The organism is Gordonia insulae (genome assembly GCF_003855095.1).
GTDB classification, from domain to species: domain Bacteria; phylum Actinomycetota; class Actinomycetes; order Mycobacteriales; family Mycobacteriaceae; genus Gordonia; species Gordonia insulae.
In genome coordinates this window covers 4,557,378-4,579,059 of the sequence record NZ_CP033972.1, presented here as the reverse complement: position 1 = coordinate 4,579,059, position 21,682 = coordinate 4,557,378, and the positions used below count along the sequence as shown (strand labels likewise).

Sequence of the window (21,682 nt, the reverse complement as noted above, 5' to 3'; positions counted from 1 at the left end):
CCCTATGACCACAACGCCGAAAGGCGATGCCCCGGCCACCGACACGGTGGCGGTGGACAGCGAACTGACCGACGACAACCACACAGGAGCCGCGATCGCGGTGGTCGCCGTGCTGTGTTTCGGCGGGCTGGTCGCGTCGCTCATGCAGACGCTGATCATCCCGATCCAGCCGGAACTCCCGACCCTGCTGGACACGACGATCTCGAACGCCTCGTGGGTCGTGACGGCCACGTTGTTGGCAGCCGCGGTCGCGATGCCGATCGCCGGACGTCTCGGCGACATGTTCGGCAAGAAGCGCATCATTCTCATCAGTTCGCTCCTGCTGATCGTCGGCTCACTGGTGTGTGCGTTGAGCTCCGCGCTCATCCCGATGATCGTCGGGCGTGCCGTCCAGGGCCTCGCAATGGGTTTCATCCCACTGGGCATCAGCCTGATGCGCGAGGTGACCCCACCGCGCCTGACGTCGATGGCGGTCTCCGCGATGAGCGCCACGATGGGCGTCGGCGGCGCCATCGGCCTTCCGCTGGCCGCCTGGGTTGCGCAGCAATGGGATTGGCACGCCCTGTTCTGGGTGTCGGCCGGTCTGGCCGCCATCGTCACCGCACTCGTGGCGTTCCTCGTCCCCCACATCGACGACAGCACCGGCGACGAACGCTTCGACATCATCGGCGCCATCGGACTGACCATCGGTCTGTCCGGCGTGTTGATCGCCGTGTCGAAGGGCAATGACTGGGGATGGGGCTCTGCCACGACGCTTGGACTGCTGTTCGGCGGGCTCGTCGTGCTCATCGTCTGGGGTGTGTTCGAGTTGCGCCACTCCACACCCCTGGTGGACCTGCGGACCACGGCTCGTCCGGCGGTGTTGCTGACCAACATCGGGGCGATCGCCATCGGTTTCGGCATGATGGCCCAGACCATCGTCGTTCCTCAGCTGCTCGAGATCCCCACGGCCATGGGCGGTCTCGGCCAGACCCTGCTCGCCGCCGGCCTGTGGATGGCGCCCGGCGGCCTGATGATGCTGGTGTTCGCGCCGGTCTCGGGCACTCTGATCAACACCATCGGTGCCAAGTTCACCCTGGCCATCGGCGCCACTGTCCTCGGGCTGGGATATCTCGGCGCATTCCTGCTGATGAATGCACCCTGGCAACTGGCCCTGGCGTCGGTGATCTGCTCGGCCGGCGTCGGCATCGGATACGCGGCCATGCCCACCCTGATCATGGGCGCTGTCCCGATGACCGAGGCGGGCGCGGCCGTCGGCCTCAACGGACTGATGCGCTCCATCGGCACCACCAGCGCGTCGGCTGTGATGGCCCTGGTCCTGACCAGCTCGACGGTGGCCTACGGTCCCGCCGATGTGCCGAGCCACACCGCGTTCCGGTGGTGCTTCCTGATCGGGGCCATCGCCGCATTCGTCGGTGTGGCGATCACCCTGTGCATCCCGACGGCGCGGCGCCGCTCCGGTACGAACACCGACGAGAAGTCGCCTGCCGACGCCGACCCCCCGGTCGCCGCGGCGGCGTCGGAGACCCCTGAGCCCGGATTCCTCTCCGTCCGCCCGCGCCTCACCGGATCCATCTCCGCGGGCGACGGCACCCCGCTCGGTACCGCCGCGATCACCGTCACCGACATCCGCGGCAATCAGGTCGGCACCACCGCGGTGCAGACCGACGGCACCTACACCGTGCGCGACATCGCCGACGGCACCTACACCGTCATCGCCACCGCAGCGGGCCACTCCCCCGGCGCGTTGACCGTCTCCCTCGTCGGCGAGGCGGCGGTCCGCCGCGACTTCACCCTTGCCGGGGGTTCCGTCGTGCGCGGGCGCGTCCACGACGCCGATGGCCCGCTCGCGGCCCACGTGATCGTCACCGATCAGTCCGGCGCCGTGGTGGCGCAGACGCAGACCGACCCCGGCGGACACTTCACCATCAGCGGTCTGTCCCGGGGCGACATCGTCGCGGTCACCGCATCGGCACCCGGCTACCAACCGGCGAGCCACTTGGTGACCGTGGACACCGCGGCCGGACGGACCGCCGAAGCCATAGAGATCCTGCTGGTCGCCAACAGCGGCATCGAGGGTTCGGTGCGCACAGCGGACGGCTCCCCGATCGTAGGAGCGACGGTGTCGGCGATAGGACGCGACCAGACCATCGTCGCATCGACGACCACGGACTCCGCCGGCCGCTACCGCATCGACGGTCTCACCGGCGGGCTGTTCACCATGGTGGCCAACATGTACGAACCCGCCGCGGTCCAGGTCAAGGTACATGCCGGACAACGCAACACCGCCGACATCGGGTTGGGTTCGGGTAGGGATCCAGCGGTGTCCTGAGCGTGGACGTGAACGGATGTCGGGCCGACGTCGCCGTCGCGCGTAGCGGGCCCAGGCAGGCGGCTATCGGATCCGTTCACCATGCCCTAATCTGAACACAGTCGTAGTCAGAATTGGGAGTGCAGATGACGCAAAGCAGTCGACGGATGTCGCGCAGCGAGATGGACGCGATCGACAGCAGCCTGTTCGCCAGGTCGTTGTTGTCGATGGGAAAGACAATGAGCACCGCGAATGTGATCATGCAACTCGCCAACCCCGCTGTCGGATACGGCGTGGCCCGCAGCAAGGTCGAGAAGGGTCGACTCGATCGCCACCCGGTCAAACGAGCCCGCACCACTGCGTCCTACCTCGCGGTCGCGGCATTCGGCAACGCGGATGATCGTCGTCGATTCCGCCAGGCGGTCAACGGCCAACACGTCCAGGTGCGATCCGACGACGACAGCCCGGTCGAGTACAACGCGATGAACCCCGAACTCCAACTCTGGGTCGCGGCATGTCTCTACTTCGGCTGGGAGGACATCTACGAACGGGTCAACGGTCCACTCGTCGGTGCCGAACGCGAGCTGTTCTACCAGCAGGGAAAGGTGTGCGGAACCACGTTGCAGATGGCCGCCGAGATGTGGCCGCCCGATCGAGATGCGTTCGGCGAGTACTGGAACGACCAGGTCGCCAAGATCGAGATCAGCGACGAGGTCCGCGACTTCCTCCTCGACATCGCCGACTTCGGCTATGCCCACCCGCTGATCCAGAAGCGCTACGGACCGGTGAAGCGCCGACGGACCATCGGCTATCTGCCCCCGGCGTTCCGCACGGCGCTGCGGGTTCCGTGGTCCGACGCCGACCAGGATTGGTTCGACGCGTACATCCGACATCAGGTCGCGCGTGAACGCAGAAAGCCACTCTGGCTGTCGCAGTTGATGTTCCGAGTATTGCTGTGGGACGTGCGGATTCGTTGCCGACTGGGTCGGCCGCTGGTCTGAATCTGGTGGATCACCACCAGTTTCAGTCAATGGTGTTGCGACCTAACGGTCCTCGCCGAGGAACTGCACGATGACCGCGTTCACAGCACCGGGCGCCTCGATCGGGATCAGATGCGTCCCGGGAATCACGCACAGCCGCGCACCGTCGATGGCGGTCACCACATCGCGGGAGTGGTCGAGCGTGACCTCGTCCCGGTCACCCTGCATGACCAGCGTCGGCGACGAGATCGCCGACAGATCCGCGAGATCGATCTCCGGCTCGGTCCGGATCATCGCCATCGTCTTCTCGAAGATGACCGGGAAGTGGTCGGCGCCGTCCGGTGACTCGGCCGCGTACTCGTCGGCGAAGAACGCCATGAGGTCATCGTCTGCGGTATCGAGCGCGTCGAGAATGCCGCCCGCGGCGCGTCCCGAACTGTTGTAGTACTGGCCGATCAGTACAAGGCGACGAACGAGATCAGGTCGGCGCACCGCGACCAGCGCACCGATCACCGCCCCATCACTCCAGCCCACGATCTCGGCGGGGCCACCCACGACCTCGTCGAGGTAGGCGATGGTCTCCTCCGCCATGTCGGCGTAGTGGAACTCGTCGGTGACGTCGGGGCTGTGGCCATGACCGTGACGTTCCGGACAGAACACCTTCCACCCGGCATCGACCAGGGCGGGAACCTGCCCACCCCACGATGACGCGCCGGAAAAGGCACCGTGCAGCAACACGACCGGCAGTCCATCTCCGCGGACCTCGTGCCATACCCGGGTATCAGCAACGGGATGACTGATGGACGTGTACTCGCCGCCGGAGGAGGTCACGAGCACACGGTAGTCGGACCGGGGCGGGCGCGTGCTGTCGTTCGTCCGATCGATGGCGTCCCCACCCGCGCACGCCCTACGTTGCTCCCATGGGAGGCAAATGATGTCTGGCAGAGGTGCCGTCGCGATTGTGCTGGTGTTCATGGGAATCGGTTTGATCGTCGGGGGGAGCATCGTCCTCGGAACGCAGACCACCGTCACCGATGAGGCGAGGTGCGGCAGTTCGATCACCGCCGACGACAGGTCGTCGTCGGCGACGGACGCGGGCCTCGGACCGACATGTGCGATCGTCCGGGGTACCCGCTCGACCGGGGGCACGATCGCGTTGACCCTGGGCATCTCCATGTTCCTCGCCGGACTGACCATAGCCATCGTCGGAGGCAAGCGCACCGGCCCCACGGCGAGGCCGCCCGTGCAGTACCTCCCCCAGCCTCCCTACTCCCAGCATCCCGGGTCGCCTCCGGCCATGCCTTAGGGACTCGTCGCCCTCAGGATCGTCACCTTGCCCCTCACCCATCCGTAGGTTTATTGTTTTCCATACAAACACTAGACCGAGGTGGCGATGACCAAGCCGAATGGACGAGGTTCGCGGGAGGCCGGTAAGGCAACCCGCAAGGCGTTGTTGTCCGCGGCCACCGACGTCTTCGTGGAGCACGGCGAGACGGCGTCGATCGCGCAGATCTGCCGGCAGGCGGACGCGTACCCGAACCAGGTCACCTACTACTTCGGCTCCAAAGAGCAACTCTTCGTCGAGGTCGCATGCGCCGCGGTCCTGCGCGCCGGCCGGCATGCCGAGGAAGCGGCTACGCAGGCGGCGACGGTCCGCGAATACACCAGCACCCTGGTGAGCTCACTCCTCGGTCCGCAAGCACGCAACGTCGAGTTGTTCACCACGGCCATGCTTCTCGTCTCACGTCGCCCGGATCTGCGGGAGCGCATCAGCGACACCCTACGCACCCTCCACGAACGCGGCGAGGAAGCACTGATGCGCACCCTGGTCCGCACCGGGTGGCAACTGCGCGCCGGCATCGACGTCGAGGCGAAGGCGTTCTGGTCGGCGATCTTCGGGCTGGTGATCCAACAGGCTGCCGCCGGTTCGCAGCCCGACTCCAGCCTCGAGGACGCGGTCGCGATCGTGTTCACCAATCTTCAGATCCCCGAAAGTGTTCTGCAGCATGCGATCTAACGGGGTCTCGATACTCCCCCGGTGGTCGAGTAGCCGTCGAGCCGCTAGGCGAGACAGCGTATCGAGACCAGGCGCAACAGGTCTCGATACGGCCACTCACTTCGTTCGCGACCTACTCGACCGGCAGGACGGCCACTCACTCCATTCGCGCCTACTCGACCAGCTGGATGACAGTCAAGCCCGAAAGGTAGTCACATGACACCCTCGACCGAGACCACCGCACACCCCGCGCCGCACGTCACCCACACGGTCCTCAATCAGTCCGCGCCGCGTGTCGACGTCAACGAGTACGAGCTGAACACCGTTCTGCGCGAGGCGGTTGCGCGACACGACGGCGGATGGGCGGACGATGAACTCCGCGAGATCGGCGCGCTGGTCGGCAGCGAGTCCTTCCAGCACGACGCCGCGCTCGCCAATGCGATCACCCCAGTGCTGCACACCCATGACCGGTGGGGCAACCGGATCGACGAGGTCGAGTATCACCCGGCATATCACCGCATCATCGCCGCGTCGGTCGCGCACGGTTCGCACACCCGGTGCTGGGCGGATCCACAGCCCGGTTCGCATGTCGTGCGGGCCGCCGGATTCATGCTGTTCGGTCAGATCGAGCCGGGTCACGCGTGCCCGGTCTCGATGACGCACGCAGTCATCCCGTCCCTGGAGTTGCAGCCCGACGTCGCGGCCCAGTGGGTACCGAAGGCGTTGTCCCGCAGCTACTCCCCGAACCTCTCCGCCGACAAACAGTCGGCGATCTTCGGGATGTCCATGACCGAGAAGCAGGGCGGCTCCGACGTGCGCGCCAACACCACGGTCGCCACCCCGGTGGCCGGTGGCGGCCCGGGCGCCGAGTACCTGCTCACCGGGCACAAGTGGTTCTGCTCCGCCCCGATGTCGGATGCCTTCCTGGTGCTCGCGCAGGCCAAAGGTGCAGGCGGCGAGGGATTGTCATGCTTCCTGCTACCACGCGTCCTGCCCGACGGCACCCGCAACGTCTTCCGTATCCAGCGACTGAAGAACAAGCTGGGCAACAAGTCGAACGCATCGTCGGAGATCGAACTCGACGGCACCGTCGCGCTGATGGTCGGCGAGCCGGGCCGCGGTGTGCGGACCATCATCGAGATGGTCGCCCAGACACGCCTCGACTGCGTACTGGGCAGCGCAGCCGGCATGCGCCAGTCGGTGGCCGAGGCCGTCTGGCACGCACGCCATCGGGCGGCGTTCGGTGCGACGCTGGCCGATCAACCCGCGATGGCCGCGGTCCTCGCCGACCTCGCACTCGAATCCGAGGCCGCGACGGTGACGGCCATCCGTCTGGCACGCGCGCACGACGAGGACGCGAACGACCAGGAGCGGGCGTTCCGGCGTCTGGCCACCGCGGTCGCCAAGTACTGGATCTGCAAGCGCGGCCCACACCATTCCTATGAGGCACTGGAATGCCTGGGCGGCAACGGATACACCGAAGACTTCCCTCTCGCGATGCGTTACCGCGAGCAGCCCGTGATGGCGGTCTGGGAGGGCTCGGGCAACGTCATCGCCCTCGACGTCCTGCGGGCGATGACCCGTGAGCCGGAATCGGTGGCCGCCTTCGACGCCGAGATCAACAAGGCGCTGGGGGCCAACCGCACCCTGGACCTCCACCTCGAACGTCTGCGTGACGAACTCGGCGAACTCGCCCGCATGGACGCATCGTCGGCGCAGCGACGTGCCCGCACCGTCGTCGAGTCGATGGCGCTGGCCCTGGAGGCGTCGCTTCTCGTCCGATTCTCCCCCGAGCCGGTGGCCGATGCGTTCATCGCCGCGCGGCTCGGCGCGGACCGCAGCTTCGAGTACGGGGCGTTACCAGATGCCGCCGACCTGTCCGCCATCCTCGAAAGGCACTGAACCACCATGAGTATCGAGCTGCCACCCATCGACCGCCGCGCCGTCGACCCCCAGCGGGGACAATTCGGCCGGTTGTCCGAGCTACCGGCGGATCAACCGGTCACGATGCTCAATCTTCTCCGGTACCGTGAGGTGGCCGACTACTCCCAAGCCGCCGATCTTCAACCGGCACAGCCGATCTCCGGGGCGGACGCCTATCGGATCTACATGGCCGGGGCGGCGCCGCACCTCGAGCAGGCCGGCGCCGAAGTCGTCCTGCACGGCGACTGCGGACCGACGGTGATCGGCCCGGCCGACGAACAGTGGGACTCCATCCTCGTGGTCCGCTATCCGAATCCTGCGGCGTTCCGCCAGATGGTCACGGACCCCGAGTACCAGTCGTTGGCGCGGCATCGCACGGCCGCGGTGGCGGACGCACGACTCGTCGCCACAGCCGTCTGACCCACCCGGCCAACGTGGTCACGGTGTCGTCGGGTGGCAAGTGCCGGATTTGCCAGCCTAAACTCGGACCATGCGGGAGGGAAACCGCGGGCTTTGGGGGAAGCCCGCTCAGACGACCATCAGTGACGACACGAGACACGTGCTGGACCACGTCCGGGTGTCCGAGCCGATACAGCGTTACGGCATCGCAGCCCTGACGCTCGTCTTCGGCGCCATCGGGCTGCTCAGCACCCTGACTCCGGATGGGTCCGCCGGCTCGCCGGTCCGGCAGGTGGCGGTGATCGCCCTGTCTGCGACGACCGTTCCGGTGGCCTACCTCGTGACGAGGGTGCCCCTCGGCAGCGTCTGGTGGTCGAAAGAGGCGTCGATCAAGGGCATCAACACCGCCTTCGTCGTCTACGCCGACCTCGGGTTCGCCGCGGCGCTGGCCACCTACCAGGACCCGACCATCGCGCTGTTCATGACCGCGCTCTTCGCGGTCATCAGTGGCTACGTCGCCCACTACGTCAAGCGGCCTGCGCTGATCTTCCACGTCGTGGTGACGACCGTCGTCATCGCCTGCTTCGGGTTCCTGGTCTGGCTCGACGGGACACCGATCACCACCGTCGTGCTGATGGTGACCGTGTCCGCGGTCGCGTCGCTCGGGCTGCTGGCGTTTCTGTGGATGTACACCATCGGGTCGCAGCACACCCTGCAGACCCAGTTGACGTCGGCGAGCACCGATTCACTGACCGGGCTGCTCAATCGTCGCGGATTCCGGTATCGGGCCTCCGCCCTGATCCGCCGCACCGGCGGCCCGTTCGTCCTGGTCGTGATCGACATCGACCACTACAAACGGATCAACGACCTGTACGGGCACACCGTGGGAGACGTGGTGCTGCAGCGGGTCGCCGACCTGTTGCGGCAGTGCGCGGGCGACGGTGCCGTGATCGGGCGGCTCGGCGGGGACGAATTCGCCGTCGCCACCATCGCCACCCACACGGAGGCGATCGACCTGCTCGAGACCATCCGGCGCCGATCCGAGGGGCTGTTGTCCGGTCAGCCGGTCACCATGAGCATGGGGGTAGTCGCGCACACGGCGTCGGATCGGCCACCGGGCTGGTCTTCGTCGGCCATCGTCGATGATGCGATGATCGCCGCGGACCGCGCGTTGTTCCGTGCAAAGGCCGCCGGCCGCGACACCTACTCGGTCATCGAAGCGCCGCCGCACGACCGGACACCGTTCGATCAACCGGCGAGCGAGGTTCCGCTCACAGGATGACCCCGGGGTTCAACAGTCCCCGTGGATCGAGCGCCTGCTTGATCGTCGCGGTGAGGTCCATGACGTCGGGCCCCACCTGATTCGGCAGCCAGTCCTTCTTGAGCCGCCCGACCCCGTGCTCGCCGGTGATGGTGCCGCCCAACGAGATCGCGAGATCCATGATCTGTCCGAACGCGACCTGTGCGCGGGCGGCCTCGTCGGTGTCGGCGGGGTCGAACACGATCAGTGGATGGGTGTTGCCGTCTCCGGCGTGCGCGATCACCGAGATCATCACCGCGTTGTCCGCGGCGATCGCGGCGACCCCGTCGATGAGTGCCGGCAACTCCGGGAGCGGCACACCGACGTCCTCGAGGAGCAGCGATCCGATCTTCTCCACGGCCGGTATCGCGGCGCGGCGGGCCGCGGTGAACGCCTCGCCCTCCTGCGGATCGTCGGTGGCGAAGACCTCGCTCGCACCGTGCGCCTCGAACGCCTGCGAGATGATCTCGACCTCGGCGGCACCGGCCGGCCCGGGTGCGTCCGACTGTGCGACGAGCAACGCCCCGGCATCCCGGTCGAGACCCATTCGCAGCATGTCCTCAACCGCGTTGATCGACACCGCATCCATGAACTCGAGCATTGCCGGACGAATCTGCGAGGTGATCGCGAGAACCGCCTCACTCGCCTCGTGGACCGAGGCGAAGGTGCCCACCACCGTCGACGCCGGCGCCTGCGGGGGTAGCAGCCGCAACGTGACCTCGGTGATGATGCCGAGCAGTCCCTCGCTGCCGACGAACAGCTTGGTCAGCGGGAGTCCCGCTGAATCCTTCAGCTGCTTCCCGCCGAGGCGGACCGCGCGCCCATCGGCGAGCACCACCTGCAACCCGAGCACGTAGTCGGTGGTCACGCCGTACTTCACGCAGCAGAGGCCGCCCGCGTTGGTGGCGACGTTGCCGCCGATCGAGCAGATCTCGAACGACGACGGGTCCGGCGGGTACCAGAGTCCGTTCGCCGCGGCGGCCGCCTTCACCTCCGAATTGAACAGACCGGGCTGCGACACCGCGGTCCGGGTCGCCGTGTCGATGGTCAGTTCGCGCATCTTCTCCGTCGAGAGCATGACGGCACCGTCGACCGCGGTGGAGCCGCCCGAGAGACTCGTCCCGGCGCCTCGGGTGATGATCGGGGTGCCGGTCTCGTTGCACCATCGCACAACGGTCTGCACTTGCTCGGTTGTCGTCGGACGGATCAATGCGAGCGGCGTACCCGCATCCGGATCCTGCGCACGATCCTGGCGGTAGGCGGCCAAGATGTCGGGATCGGTGACGACCATCCCGTCCGGCAGCGCCGCGGCGAGGGCATCCGTGGTGTCGGTGGTCCCGGTCACATGAGTCATGTCTCAACCTTAAGCAGCATCGCCCGGCACAATGAACGGGGTGAGCGACTTCAACGGGCAGATCATCGAGGAATTCCGCGCCAACGCCGGCCACGTGACGACCGCGGGCTTCGGTGACAACCTCATTCTCGTGCACACCGTGGGCGTGAAGTCGGGCCAGCCGCGGATCAACCCGCTGCTGGCACTGCCCGACGGCGACTCCTGGCTCGTCATCGGCTCGGCGGGCGGTTCCCCCAAGGCCCCGGCGTGGGTCCACAACATCCGGGCGCTGCCGCAGGTCACCATCGAGGTCCCCGCCGACGGCGGCATCACCGAGATGAAGGCCTCGGTGCGCGAGTTGTCGCCGGCGGAGTGGGACGACGGGTGGCAGCGGTTCCTCGACAAGTCCGACGGTTTCCGGAAGTACACGGAGACCTCGGAGGGCCGACAGTTCCCGATCTTCCGGCTCACTCCGGTCGGCGGGTAGGCGGGTGTAGCCCGCCGTGGCCTTCACCGGTGAGCGCGCCCGACGTTCCCGACCCGACTACCCTGACGATGTGTTCGGGGCGGGCGACGTGGTGGCCGGTTACACCATCGACCAGTACCTCGGCAGTGGGAGCAGCGCCGAGGTCTATCGGGTCCATCACGACGACGGACCCGACCCCGTCGCGCTCAAGGTCCTGCACACCAGGTCGAGTGACCAGGAGCGGGTGCGCGAGCGTTTCGCCCGCGAGTTCACCATCGCCTCTATGCTGCACCACCCACATATCGTCGGGACATACGCGCGTGGCGAGATCGACCCAGCTGACCTCGGTTACCAGAATCGTTCCGGCGCAACAGTTCTGTGGATGGCGATGGAGTACGTCGACGGGATGTCGGCGGCCGGGTTGATCCCGGCTCGCACCGCCGAACCCGATACCACCGTCGTCGCCGCGATCGGCTCACAGATCGCCGGCGCCCTCGACTATGCGCACTCCTGCGAGGTCCTGCACCGAGATGTCAAACCCGCCAACATCATGGTGTCGGCGGGGCCGGATCACACCCGCGCCGTCCTCACCGATTTCGGTATCGCGCAACTACTCGACGATGCCCGCCCGCTGGCCCGTAACGGCCGGGTACAGGGGTCGATCGCCTACGCGGCACCGGAATTGTTGACGGCGCAACGACTCACGCCGGCCACCGACCTCTACGCGCTCGCCGCCGGCATGTTCGAGCTCCTGACCGGCGATCCCCCGTATCCGCGGGCCACCGCGTTCGCCATCACCTATGCGCATCTCCACGATCCCGTGCCGTCCTTGACACGCGCGCGACCGTGGCTGCCGTCGGCGCTGAACTCGGTGTTCACCAAGGCCTTGGCGAAGAATCCGGCCGATCGATACGAAACGTGTTCGGAATTCACCGACATCGTGGAGCGCGCGTTGCGCGGTGTGCCGGTGCCCGAGGCCCCGCGGCCCCGCCGGCGGCTGTGGCGGCGACAACGGATCGCTGGAATGTAAATTCCGACATCGTCGGCGAACTCCCTGCGCACGAACGCTTTTCGGATTCACCGTTGCGTCAGTGCGTTACAGTATGGGGAAATTCTTAACATCTCCCGAGATGCCGTCCGGCACGGGTGCGAATAGCGTCAGACCTTGTTCTGCCATGAATCACGCCGGGGGTCACGCGATCCGTACAGCTCCTGCCCGCATCACGACCCGACATCGAGGGAAGCATGACGGCCGAATCGCCAACCACATACGACAATTCCGCGCTCGCCCACGAGGACGAGGGCTATCACAAGAGCCTCAAGCCGAGGCAGATCCAGATGATCGCGATCGGTGGCGCCATCGGCACCGGACTCTTCATGGGCGCCGGTAGCCGACTCCGCGAGGCCGGTCCCGGCCTCTTCATCGTCTACGCCATCTGCGGCGTCTTCGTCTTCTTCATCCTGCGCGCCCTCGGCGAACTGGTCCTGCACCGTGCGTCGTCGGGATCGTTCGTGTCCTACGCGCGCGAATTCTTCGGGGAGAAGACCGCATTCGTCACCGGCTGGCTCTACTTCTTCAACTGGGCCGCGACAGCCATCGTCGACGTGACCGCGGTCGCGCTCTACGTCCACTACTGGGGCATGTTCGAGGCCATCCCGCAATGGCTGATCGCCTTGGTGGCATTGGGCCTCGTGCTCACCATGAACGTGATCTCGGTGAAACTGTTCGGCGAGATGGAGTTCTGGGCGTCCATCATCAAGGTCACCGCACTCGTCACCTTCCTCGTCGTCGGCATCGCGTTCCTGGCCGGTAGATTCGAGATCGATGGCCAGACGACCGGCATCTCGGTGATCACCGACAACGGCGGCATGTTCCCGATGGGCATCTTCCCACTGTGCATCGTGACGTCGGGGGTCATCTTCGCCTATGCCGCAGTGGAACTCGTCGGCATTGCCGCCGGCGAGACCGAGGACCCACCGAAGGTGATGCCGCGCGCGATCAACTCGGTGATCTTCCGCATCGCGGTCTTCTACGTCGGATCACTGCTACTGCTCGCACTGCTGTTGCCCTACACCGAGTTCAAGGCCGGCGAGAGTCCCTTCGTGACGTTCTTCTCCAAGATCGGCGTGCCCGCCGCCGGCGGCATCATGAATCTCGTGGTGTTGACCGCCGCATTGTCGAGCCTCAACGCCGGCCTGTACTCGACCGGCCGCATCCTGCGGTCGATGGCGCTGAACGGCAGTGGCCCCGAGTTCACCGGCAAGATGAACCGAAACGGCGTGCCGTTCGGCGGCATCGCACTGACCGGTGCACTGACGCTGCTGGGCATTGTGCTCAACCTGTTCGTGCCCGAGGAGGCCTTCAACATCGCGCTCGATCTCTCGGCGCTGGGCATCATCTCGACGTGGGCGATGATCATGGCCTGTCAGATCCAGCTCTACCGGTGGGAGCAGAAGGGAATCCTGCAGCGCCCGACGTTCCGGCTACCCGGCACGCCCTACACCAGCTACGCGACCCTGGTGTTCCTCGCCGCCGTCGTCGTGCTGATGTGTTACGAGAACTATTGGAACCTGATCGCCATCGTCGTGCTGGTGCCGCTCCTCGTCGGCGGCTGGTATGCGGTGCGCGGCAAGGTGATGACCATGGCGGCACAGCGTCAGGGCTACACCGGCGAGTACCCGGTGATACCGCAACCACCCGTGCCGGAGGGACCCCATCCGCGCCACGAGACCGAGGGTGACGGGAGCTGACGCGGGTGGTCTCGATATGCCGGGCTCGCTACGCTCGCTCGGCTACTCGACCAGCAGAAAACACACCGGACCCGCCACCGCCGCCCGACTACCCGACCAGCAGGAGCTATTACCGATGGTTGAGTAGCGGCGCACGAGCGCAGCGAGTCCGACGCGTATCGAAACCACGACCCACACGACCTCACTCGATCCCGTACACCCGCATCGCGTTCTCCCGGAACGCCTTCCGCAGTACGTAGTCGCCGCGGGGCGCCAAGAGATCGATCAGGCTGCCGATGATCATGTCGAGCGCGGCATTCGGCTTGTCGATCGGGAAATTGGACCCGAACATCACCCGATCGGCGCCGAAGTGTCCGATGACGTGCTCGACGAGCGGCCCCGCCATCTCCGCGAGGGTGGCGCGGCTGCCGATGTTGCCCCACCGCTCGCGCCCGTAGCCGAGCACCGGCAACGCCAGACCGGACAGCTTGACCACCACGTTGGGGCAGGCGGCCAGGGTGACCATGCGCTCGCGCCACAGGCGCAGGATGTCGGCCCGGGCGCCTGCGGTCGCACCGGTCCGGGAGCCGACCGGGCCGAACACCCCGACCGGGGCGCCGATGTGGTCGACCACGATGGTCGTCTCAGGGTATTCGCGCGCCAGCATCACGACGTCGTAGAGCTGATGCGAGTAGACGAATGCGTCGAAGACGAGCTTGCGGGCGGCGACCTCGGCAAAACCGGTCAGGAACGACGGTGACGCGAGGATGCCGTCGGCGTCGGCGCCGTTGCGGATACGCGGGTCCGGATGGCGGGTGGTGATCCACCGGACGCCACGCAGCCGGTCGGTCAGCGCGGCATGTTCGTCGAGCAGTTCGCCGAAGCTCTCCGCCCGCGGGTCGGCATGCGCCACGAGAGCGCCGAGTCGGGGCGATTGACCGACCCCGAACGGCAGCTCGGTGACATACCTCGTCTCCTCGACGGCCGACCGTCCGGCCGGGGTGTCCACCCGTCCCGCGGCGTCATCGCCGCGCCAATGCGATTCCATGTGCACCACGGTGTCGATACGGACTCCCGCGATGGTGGGCACCGCAGACGCGTCGGCCAGATACTGCACCGGCTCATAGACCCGCGCCACCGTACTGGGGGTGAGCACGTACTCGCGGTCGGCCTGCGACACGACCATCGGGAACACCCGGTCGCCGAATGCCGGCACGTACCGATAGAGCCGCGACAGGCGGTTCGCGGCCCACGGCGTGCTACGCGGATTCCACTGGTGCAGATGGGCATCGACAATGCCCGGAATCACACCATCGAGCGAGCTCACACAACCGACACTGCCACACGCGACGCGAACCCGATATCGAATGATCGATCGTAATTCGTCGTCGATCCACCGCTAGTCTGGTCGGGGGCGATCCGGCATGCGACGCAGGGAGGTGAGCGAGACGTGGCGAGCCATTCACGGCACACACTGCAACATCTGCGCACCCTCATCAATGGTGATCCGGACCGATTCTCCGCCAACGTGTACACGCGCATGTTCTCCATCGATCCCGACCTGCGCGAGCTGTTCCCGGCGGTGATGGCCCATCAACGCGACGCGTTCTTCCGGGTGATCGACCATGTGTTGGAGGTGGTCCCGGCCGAATCGGGCCACGCCGAGCTCATCGAGTTCCTCGCCCAGCTCGGACGGGACCATCGCAAGTACGGGGTACTGCCCGAGCACTACGGCGTCATGTACCAGGCGTTGATCTCGGAGTTCGCCGCGGTCATGGGCGACTACTGGGACGACGAGGCCGCGCAGACGGTCACTCAGGCGATGATGCTGACCACCGGTGTCATGCGTGGGGCGGCGGAGACCGCACCGCATCCGGCGCTGTGGTCGGCGGAGGTGGTGGAGAAGTACCGGATCACCCGCGACCTGGCGGTCGTGCGGCTGATCACCGACTCTCCGCTCCGGTTCGCCCCCGGCCAATACCTCGAGGTGCAGGTTCCCCAGCGACCCAAGGTGTGGCGTGATCTCTCCCCCGCCATCCCGCCGAACCCAGCGGGAGAGCTCGAGTTCCATGTGCGCGCGGTCCAGGGTGGGACGGTCAGCTCGGCGATCGTGGGCGAGACCCGCGTCGGGGACGTCTGGTATTTCGCCCAGGGGCACGGCACATTGCACATCGAGCCGGACCGACCGGTGCTGATGATCGCCGGCGGCACCGGATTGGCGCCGCTGCGGGCGCTGCTCATCGAGATGTCGAAGCGGGCCGATTCGCCGGCGACCCACATCTTCTACGGCATGCGTCACCCGGGCGAGCTGTACGACCTCGCGGTGCTGCGCCGGATCGCCTCCACCAATCCGTGGTTGACGGTGACCGCGGTGTCGGAGGAGACCACCGATCCGTGGTGGATCACCGCCATGGCGACACCAGAGTCCCTGGGCGTCGAACACCGCATCGGCACTCTGGCCGACGCGGTCATCGAGTCCGGCACATGGGATGACCATCAGGTGTTGATCGCCGGTTCGCCGAAGATGATCGAGACGACGCGACGCCGGCTCGTCATCGCCGGGGTCCGGGCCAGCCGAATCCAGCACGACCCGGTGGTCTGACCACCGCGCTCAGTAGGACTGCTCGGAAGACTAGGGACTCGCCGGCGGTTGGTAGCCGCCCGGATACCCGGTGACGGTGGTGGTCTCCGTCTCGGTGACCGTCACGGTCGGCGTCTCACCGGCGGGCTCGGTTTCCGTCTCGGTGGCCGTGGTGGTCCGGGTGACGGTCTCCCGGGGTCGGGTGACCGTGGTGGTCGCGAGATCGGTCCGGGTCTCGGTGACCGGTTCGGCGGTACGGGTGACGGTCTCGGTGGGACCCGGCTGGGTGATCGTCGTGGTCGGTTCGGCCTGCTTCTCGACGGCGTCGACCCCGGCGAACACTGCGGATGCCGCGATCGCACCGAGTGCCAGCGCACCGACGACGGCGGCGCCGATCATCCACCACCGACGGTTGGACGACGCCCCTCGCGGTGTCGAGCGCTGCCGAAGTGTCAGCACCGCGGCACCGACCGCTGCGGCCAGCGCCGGCTGATCGGGCACGACGATCGGTCGGGCCAGGGCATATTCGAGCGCTGCCGTCGCCCCGCCCACCTCGGCACCGGGCCCGGTGCAGACCACCGACGTCACCGACGACCCGCCGGGTGCGGCGATCACCGCGTCGGCGACCGCACTCGCGTGCGCCGGGTCGGTGACCGGACCCGGCGAACCGTAGGCGAACTCGGCGGTGCCGAGAACTTCTGCGGTCGCCGAGTCCAGCGTCACGACGGATGATCCGGGCGACGGGATGGCAGAACGGTCCAGATCGACGACCGCGATGATCCCGTGGCCGGTCACTGCGGTGCGCGCGACCTCGGCGAGAGCGCTGGGCATGTCGGTGACGGTGACCTTGTCGTACCAGCCGGGCCGCGAGCCGCCCGGCGAGAGATTGGCCTGCAGGTAGCTCTGGGTGGCCGGCCGCGCGCACGCAATACCGATGCGATCGATCTCGTAGGGCACCGAATCGACGAGTTCATGAATCGCGGTCTCGGCGCTCTGCGCCGAAGGATCGGGCAGATCGACGAGATTGCTGGCGATGATCTCACCGTCGGCGCCGCGCACGACCGAGGCGATCTGGTCTTCGATGACGGAGATCCCGAGGATCGAACCGGCCGACGACTGGCCTCCCGCGATCCGGGCGGTCTTCGTCTCGGCCATGTCCTGTCCTGTCTCCGGCGACGGTTCGGCGACGTCTGTCCCGAGTCAGGGTAGCGGGTGGATGCAGGCCGTGACGCGGCGGCGTTGCGCTGTGCGGATCAGTCGGCTTTGCGCTTGCGGCGCGGTTGCCACACCACGAGCGCACTGGTCCGCGGGACCGGGACGAGCTCGCCGCCGCGTCGCGGTGGCATGCTCTCGACCTCGGCCTGCAGCTCGCGGACCCGCTGCTGCAGTGCATCGACCTGGTTGCTCAGGTCGATGATCCGCTTGATCCCGGCGAGGTTGACACCTTCCTCTTGGGACAGGCGCTGGATCTCCCGGAGCAGCTCGACGTCACGCGAGGAGTAGCGGCGACCGCCGCCACTGGTCCGTTGCGGCGTGACCAGACCCAGGCGGTCATAGGTGCGCAGGGTCTGGGCGTGCATGCCGGCGAGCTCGGCGGCGACCGAGATCATGAAGGTCGCGCCCGCCTCGCTCTCGTACTTGCCGGCCATCATCATCGCCCCCACCCGGCGCGCGGATCGAAGCCGCTGGCCTTCTCGGCCTCGGCGTACTGACGCATGGCCTCGGCGGCCGCGGCGTCCAGCGTCTTCGGCACGGCGACCTTGACGGTGACCAACAGATCACCGGCGCCGCCGGACCGTTTCGGCACACCCCGACCGCGAACACGCAGCGTACGACCGTCGGTGGTGTTCGCCGGGATCTTCACCCCGACGGAACCGTCGAGCGTCGGGACGGACACCGTCGCGCCCAGCACCAGCTCAGAAATGCTCACCGGCAGTTGCACTTTGAGGTCATTGCCACTCCGCGTGAACACCTTGTCCGGGGTCACGTGGACCACGACGTACAGGTCGCCCGACGGTGCGCCCCGACGACCGGCCTCGCCCTGGCCGGCAAGCCGAATCCGCTGCCCGTCCTCGACACCCGCGGGGATGCGGACGTTGATGGTGCGGGCACGGACCTTCACTCCGGAGCCGTCGCAGTCGGTGCAGGGGTCGTCGATCCGCGATCCGGTGCCCTGACAGTCCTGGCAGGGCTCGCTGAAACCGAACGCACCCTGGTTGCGGCTGACGAATCCGGAACCGTTGCAGTTCGGGCAGACCCGCGGACTCGTGCCGGGCTTGGCGCCGCTGCCGTGACAGGTGGTGCACGGCGACGGACTCGTCACCCGCAAGGGCACCGTGGTGCCCTGCGCGGCGTCGGCGAAGCTCAGCGTCGTCTCGGTCTCGAGATCGTTGCCGCGCTTCGGGCGCGCGGCGGTCGATGTCCGTTGGCCACGATTGAACAGGCCCTCGAACAGGTCGCCGAATCCGCCCGCGTCGGCGGTTGCCCCGCCTCCGTTGCCGAACAGGTCGCCGATGTTGAAGTCGGCACCACCGCTCGTCGAGTACGTGGTTCCGCCTCCGCCGGGGAAGCCTCCCGGGAAGCCGTTGCCCCCGCCGCGGAATCGCCCACCGGCGAACATCGCGCGGGTCTCGTCATATTCTTTGCGCTTCTCGGGATCGGATAGCACGCTGTGTGCTTCGGACACCCGCTTGAAGCGCTCCTCGGCCGCCGAATCCCCCGGATTCGCATCCGGGTGCAGCTCGCGCGCGAGCTTCCGGTAGGCCTTCTTGATCTCTTCAGCCGAAGCGTCAGAAGCAACGCCCAGGTCCTTGTAGAAGTCTTGTTCCAACCACTCCCGTTGTGGAGCCACCAGACGTCACCTCCTTCGATATCTCAGTTGTCTGGATGTAGTTGTAGTCGATGCCGTGAAGAGTGCGCTGCCCGGCGACGCGGCGTTCGCATCGCCGGGCAGGCACAGTGTGTTGGCGCTTATTGTGCACCAGTTTCGACCGGGTCGGTGACGGTGACCATCGCCGTGCGGATCACCTTCTCGCCGAGGCGGTAGCCACTGCGATACACCGCGCCGATCACCGGGTTCTCGCCGTCGCCGTCGTGCTGGACGGCCTCGTGCAGTTCCGGGTCGAACGGGTCGCCGGTCTCGCCGAACTTGGCGAGTCCCTCACTGGTGAGGGCGCCGGCCAGTTTGTCTGCGACACCGCGCAGCGGACCGCTCTCGAGGTCGCCGTGCTCGCGGGCACGGTCGAGGTCGTCGAGGACGGGCAGCAGCTTGTCGATGAGCAGTTGCTTTCCGTAGTTGACCGAACCCTGCTTCTCCTCTGCGGCGCGCCGCTTGAAGTTGGCGAACTGGGCCCGCTCGCGCTGAAGCGCGGCGGTCAGTTCGGCCACCTCGGGGTCGACGGCGACCGTGTCGGCTTCTGCCACGACCGGTTCGGCTTCTGCCGGGCCGGGTCCGGCGGCCGGATCCGCGCGCACCTCACCCGTTTCGGGATCGATGCGACGACGATCGGTCACCGTCACCGGCTCCTCGGGGCGTGCGCCGTCCGGCCCACCAGCGGTCACTTGTTGTCCCCGGTGTTCGTCGGCTCGTCGACGACCTCCGCGTCCACGACGTCGTTGTCGCCACCGGCCGCGTCACCCTCGGGTGCGTCGCCGTTGGGCGACTCCGCTGCCGAGGCGGCGTAGATCGCCTGACCCATCTCCTGGGACTCGGTCGAGAGCTTCTCGATCGCCGACTTGATGGCGGCGATGTCGGTGCCCTTGAGCGCCTCGTTCGCCTCGGAGATGGCCGCGTTGACCTTGTCCTTGACGTCACCGGGCACCTTGTCCTCGTTGTCCTTGAGGAACTTCTCGGTGTGGTTGACCAGCGACTCGGCCTGGTTGCGGGTCTCGGCTTCCTCGCGGCGGGTGCGATCCTCGTCGGCGTGGGCCTCGGCGTCCTTGATCATCCGGTCGATCTCGTCCTTGCTCAGGCCGGAACCGTCCTGGATGCGGATGCTGTTCTCCTTGCCGGTGCCCTTGTCCTTCGCGGTGACGTGCACGATGCCGTTGGCGTCGATGTCGAAGGTCACCTCGATCTGCGGGACACCCTGCGGCGCCGGAGCGATGCCGCCGAGTTCGAACGAACCGAGCAGCTTGTTGTGCGACGCGATCTCACGCTCACCCTGATAGACCTGGATCTGCACCGACGGCTGGTTGTCCTCGGCCGTGGTGTAGGTCTCCGACCGCTTGGTCGGGATGGTGGTGTTGCGCTCGATCAGCTTGTGCATCACGCCGCCCTTGGTCTCGATGCCGAGCGACAGCGGGGTGACGTCGAGCAGGAGCACGTCCTTGACCTCACCGCGGAGCACACCGGCCTGCAGTGCTGCACCGACGGCGACGACCTCGTCCGGGTTGACGCCCTTGTTGGGCTCCTGGCCACCGGTCAGTTCCTTGACCAGCTCGGTGACGGCGGGCATACGGGTCGAGCCGCCGACCAGCACCACGTGATCGATGTCGCCGACGGAGATGCCGGCGTCCTTGATGACCGCCTGGAACGGCGCACGGGTGCGCTCGAGCAGATCCGAGGTGATCTTCTGGAACTCGCTGCGCGACAGCTGCTCGTCGAGGAACAGCGGGTTCTTGTCGGCGTCGACGGTGATGTAGGGCAGGTTGATCGAGGTGCTCTGCGATGCCGAGAGCTCGATCTTGGCCTTCTCCGCGGCCTCACGCAGACGCTGCAGGGCCATCTTGTCCTTGGTCAGGTCGATGCCGTTCTGGCTCTTGAACTTCTCGACGAGCCAGTCGACGATGCGCTGATCCCAGTCGTCGCCACCGAGGACGTTGTCACCGGAGGTCGCGCGGACCTCGACGACACCGTCGCCGATCTCGAGGAGCGAGACGTCGAAGGTACCGCCACCGAGGTCGAACACCAGGATGGTCTGTTCCTTCTCACCCTTGTCCAAGCCGTAGGCCAGAGCGGCCGCGGTCGGCTCGTTGACGATGCGCAGCACGTTGAGACCCGCGATCTGCCCGGCCTCCTTGGTGGCCTGACGCTGCGAGTCGTTGAAGTACGCGGGCACGGTGATGACCGCGTCGCTGACGTCCTCACCCAGGTAGGACTCGGCGTCGCGCTTCAGCTTCATGAGCGTGCGGGCGCTGATCTCCTGCGGGGTGTACTTCTTGTCGTCGATCTCGACGGTCCAGTCGCCCTCGCCCATGTGGCGCTTGACGGACCGGATGGTGCGGTCGACGTTGGTGACCGCCTGGTTCTTCGCCGGCTGCCCGACCAGTACCTCGCCGTTGCGCGCGAACGCGACCACCGACGGGGTCGTCCGGGAGCCTTCGGCGTTGGCGATGACGGCGGGCTCGCCGCCTTCGAGCACGGAGACCACCGAGTTGGTGGTGCCGAGGTCGATTCCAACAGCACGAGACATGTGTTTCCTCCTAGTTCATGGGTCTGCACCCAAGTACGTTCTTCGAATCGAGTGGTTTGTCGAAACCCGCGTCTGCGACCCGAACTTCAGTGCATCCGACTCATGTTCTAACGAAGCATTTCGTCGGAGTCAACCTGGGTTGAGTCTACATCACTCAAGTTTCTCACTCTGGTCAACGGGGGATGTCGGCGAAATGTTCCCGGTCGGTGGGACTTTTTTGCGAGGAACCGAAACGTTCGCGACCGCGGC

Annotated in this window: 19 protein-coding genes; 11 read left to right on the top strand and 8 right to left on the bottom strand. The window is 66.8% G+C overall.

What is annotated here, in order from left to right:
* The first annotated feature begins 4 nt into the window (after nucleotides 1–4).
* Entirely contained in the window at nucleotides 5–2,332 is a 2,328-nt protein-coding gene (locus D7316_RS20885; protein ID WP_124709957.1) for an MFS transporter, read from the top strand.
* Nucleotides 2,333–2,457: 125 nt separating this feature from the next.
* Complete coding sequence (locus D7316_RS20880; protein ID WP_197718279.1) at nucleotides 2,458–3,312, top strand: oxygenase MpaB family protein; 855 nt, start codon at nucleotides 2,458–2,460, stop codon at nucleotides 3,310–3,312.
* A gap of 42 nt (nucleotides 3,313–3,354) precedes the next feature.
* Here the strand turns inward: D7316_RS20880 and D7316_RS20875 are convergent, their stop codons facing one another.
* Entirely contained in the window at nucleotides 3,355–4,122 is a 768-nt protein-coding gene (locus D7316_RS20875) for an alpha/beta fold hydrolase (RefSeq protein WP_124709955.1), read from the bottom strand.
* Nucleotides 4,123–4,222: 100 nt separating this feature from the next.
* On the opposite strand from D7316_RS20875, the gene D7316_RS20870 reads away from it, so the two are divergent.
* From D7316_RS20870 to D7316_RS20850, 5 genes are all read left to right on the top strand, one after another.
* Nucleotides 4,223–4,597: a hypothetical protein gene (locus tag D7316_RS20870; RefSeq protein WP_124709954.1), complete on the top strand. Its 375-nt coding sequence runs from the start codon at nucleotides 4,223–4,225 to the stop codon at nucleotides 4,595–4,597.
* Nucleotides 4,598–4,684: 87 nt separating this feature from the next.
* A complete protein-coding gene (locus tag D7316_RS20865; RefSeq protein WP_124709953.1) occupies nucleotides 4,685–5,308 on the top strand; it encodes a TetR/AcrR family transcriptional regulator C-terminal domain-containing protein in 624 nt (207 codons plus the stop codon).
* A 195-nt stretch (nucleotides 5,309–5,503) separates the two neighbouring features.
* Nucleotides 5,504–7,189, top strand: a complete 1,686-nt coding sequence (locus D7316_RS20860; protein ID WP_124709952.1) for an acyl-CoA dehydrogenase family protein — start codon at nucleotides 5,504–5,506, stop codon at nucleotides 7,187–7,189.
* 6 nt (nucleotides 7,190–7,195) lie between these two features.
* Nucleotides 7,196–7,630, top strand: a complete 435-nt coding sequence (locus D7316_RS20855; RefSeq protein WP_124709951.1) for a DUF1330 domain-containing protein — start codon at nucleotides 7,196–7,198, stop codon at nucleotides 7,628–7,630.
* 157 nt (nucleotides 7,631–7,787) lie between these two features.
* Nucleotides 7,788–8,891 (top strand): GGDEF domain-containing protein, encoded by a 1,104-nt coding sequence (locus D7316_RS20850; protein WP_164473832.1) that lies wholly within the window; start codon nucleotides 7,788–7,790, stop codon nucleotides 8,889–8,891.
* Here the strand turns inward: D7316_RS20850 and D7316_RS20845 are convergent.
* A complete protein-coding gene (locus D7316_RS20845) occupies nucleotides 8,881–10,263 on the bottom strand; it encodes an FAD-binding oxidoreductase (protein WP_124709949.1) in 1,383 nt (460 codons plus the stop codon). The two genes, D7316_RS20850 and D7316_RS20845, sit on opposite strands and share 11 nt — an antisense overlap.
* A 40-nt stretch (nucleotides 10,264–10,303) precedes the next feature.
* Between D7316_RS20845 and D7316_RS20840 the strand changes: the two genes are divergently transcribed.
* The 3 genes from D7316_RS20840 (at nucleotide 10,304) to D7316_RS20830 (ending at nucleotide 13,459) form a co-directional block, all read left to right on the top strand.
* Complete coding sequence (locus D7316_RS20840) at nucleotides 10,304–10,729, top strand: nitroreductase family deazaflavin-dependent oxidoreductase (protein ID WP_124709948.1); 426 nt, start codon at nucleotides 10,304–10,306, stop codon at nucleotides 10,727–10,729.
* Between the two features lie 70 nt (nucleotides 10,730–10,799).
* Nucleotides 10,800–11,738, top strand: coding sequence for a serine/threonine-protein kinase (locus D7316_RS20835; protein ID WP_124711483.1), 939 nt, complete (start codon nucleotides 10,800–10,802; stop codon nucleotides 11,736–11,738).
* Between the two features lie 215 nt (nucleotides 11,739–11,953).
* A complete protein-coding gene (locus D7316_RS20830) occupies nucleotides 11,954–13,459 on the top strand; it encodes an amino acid permease (RefSeq protein WP_124709947.1) in 1,506 nt (501 codons plus the stop codon).
* 181 nt (nucleotides 13,460–13,640) lie between these two features.
* On the opposite strand, the gene D7316_RS20825 is transcribed toward D7316_RS20830, so the two are convergent.
* Entirely contained in the window at nucleotides 13,641–14,765 is a 1,125-nt protein-coding gene (locus D7316_RS20825; protein ID WP_124709946.1) for an amidohydrolase family protein, read from the bottom strand.
* Between the two features lie 123 nt (nucleotides 14,766–14,888).
* On the opposite strand from D7316_RS20825, the gene D7316_RS20820 reads away from it, so the two are divergent.
* On the top strand, nucleotides 14,889–16,040 hold the full coding sequence (locus D7316_RS20820; RefSeq protein ID WP_124709945.1) for an FAD-binding oxidoreductase: 1,152 nt from the start codon (nucleotides 14,889–14,891) through the stop codon (nucleotides 16,038–16,040).
* A 30-nt stretch (nucleotides 16,041–16,070) separates the two neighbouring features.
* Here D7316_RS20820 and D7316_RS20815 read toward each other — a convergent pair whose 3' ends face one another.
* The 5 genes from D7316_RS20815 to dnaK form a co-directional block, all read right to left on the bottom strand.
* On the bottom strand, nucleotides 16,071–17,174 hold the full coding sequence (locus D7316_RS20815; RefSeq protein WP_124709944.1) for a hypothetical protein: 1,104 nt from the start codon (nucleotides 17,172–17,174) through the stop codon (nucleotides 16,071–16,073).
* A gap of 98 nt (nucleotides 17,175–17,272) precedes the next feature.
* Nucleotides 17,273–17,668, bottom strand: coding sequence for a heat shock protein transcriptional repressor HspR (locus tag D7316_RS20810; RefSeq protein WP_124711482.1), 396 nt, complete (start codon nucleotides 17,666–17,668; stop codon nucleotides 17,273–17,275).
* Between the two features lie 2 nt (nucleotides 17,669–17,670).
* Nucleotides 17,671–18,870 (bottom strand): molecular chaperone DnaJ, encoded by a 1,200-nt coding sequence (gene dnaJ / locus D7316_RS20805; RefSeq protein WP_124709943.1) that lies wholly within the window; start codon nucleotides 18,868–18,870, stop codon nucleotides 17,671–17,673.
* A 119-nt stretch (nucleotides 18,871–18,989) separates the two neighbouring features.
* Entirely contained in the window at nucleotides 18,990–19,580 is a 591-nt protein-coding gene (gene grpE / locus D7316_RS20800) for a nucleotide exchange factor GrpE (protein ID WP_124709942.1), read from the bottom strand.
* On the bottom strand, nucleotides 19,577–21,433 hold the full coding sequence (dnaK, locus tag D7316_RS20795) for a molecular chaperone DnaK (protein WP_124709941.1): 1,857 nt from the start codon (nucleotides 21,431–21,433) through the stop codon (nucleotides 19,577–19,579). The genes grpE and dnaK overlap by 4 nt, the downstream gene beginning before the upstream one ends.
* Nucleotides 21,434–21,682 lie beyond the last annotated feature (249 nt).

Coding starts and splice junctions, on each gene's coding strand:
- D7316_RS20845 (WP_124709949.1), bottom strand. CDS start 10,263: ATGACTCATGTGACCGGGACCACCGACACCACGGATGCCCTCGCCGCG.
- D7316_RS20815 (WP_124709944.1), bottom strand. CDS start 17,174: ATGGCCGAGACGAAGACCGCCCGGATCGCGGGAGGCCAGTCGTCGGCC.
- D7316_RS20855 (WP_124709951.1), top strand. CDS start 7,196: ATGAGTATCGAGCTGCCACCCATCGACCGCCGCGCCGTCGACCCCCAG.
- D7316_RS20830 (WP_124709947.1), top strand. CDS start 11,954: ATGACGGCCGAATCGCCAACCACATACGACAATTCCGCGCTCGCCCAC.
- D7316_RS20870 (WP_124709954.1), top strand. CDS start 4,223: ATGATGTCTGGCAGAGGTGCCGTCGCGATTGTGCTGGTGTTCATGGGA.
- dnaK (WP_124709941.1), bottom strand. CDS start 21,433: ATGTCTCGTGCTGTTGGAATCGACCTCGGCACCACCAACTCGGTGGTC.
- D7316_RS20865 (WP_124709953.1), top strand. CDS start 4,685: ATGACCAAGCCGAATGGACGAGGTTCGCGGGAGGCCGGTAAGGCAACC.
- D7316_RS20810 (WP_124711482.1), bottom strand. CDS start 17,668: ATGGCCGGCAAGTACGAGAGCGAGGCGGGCGCGACCTTCATGATCTCG.
- D7316_RS20885 (WP_124709957.1), top strand. CDS start 5: ATGACCACAACGCCGAAAGGCGATGCCCCGGCCACCGACACGGTGGCG.
- D7316_RS20860 (WP_124709952.1), top strand. CDS start 5,504: ATGACACCCTCGACCGAGACCACCGCACACCCCGCGCCGCACGTCACC.
- D7316_RS20880 (WP_197718279.1), top strand. CDS start 2,458: ATGACGCAAAGCAGTCGACGGATGTCGCGCAGCGAGATGGACGCGATC.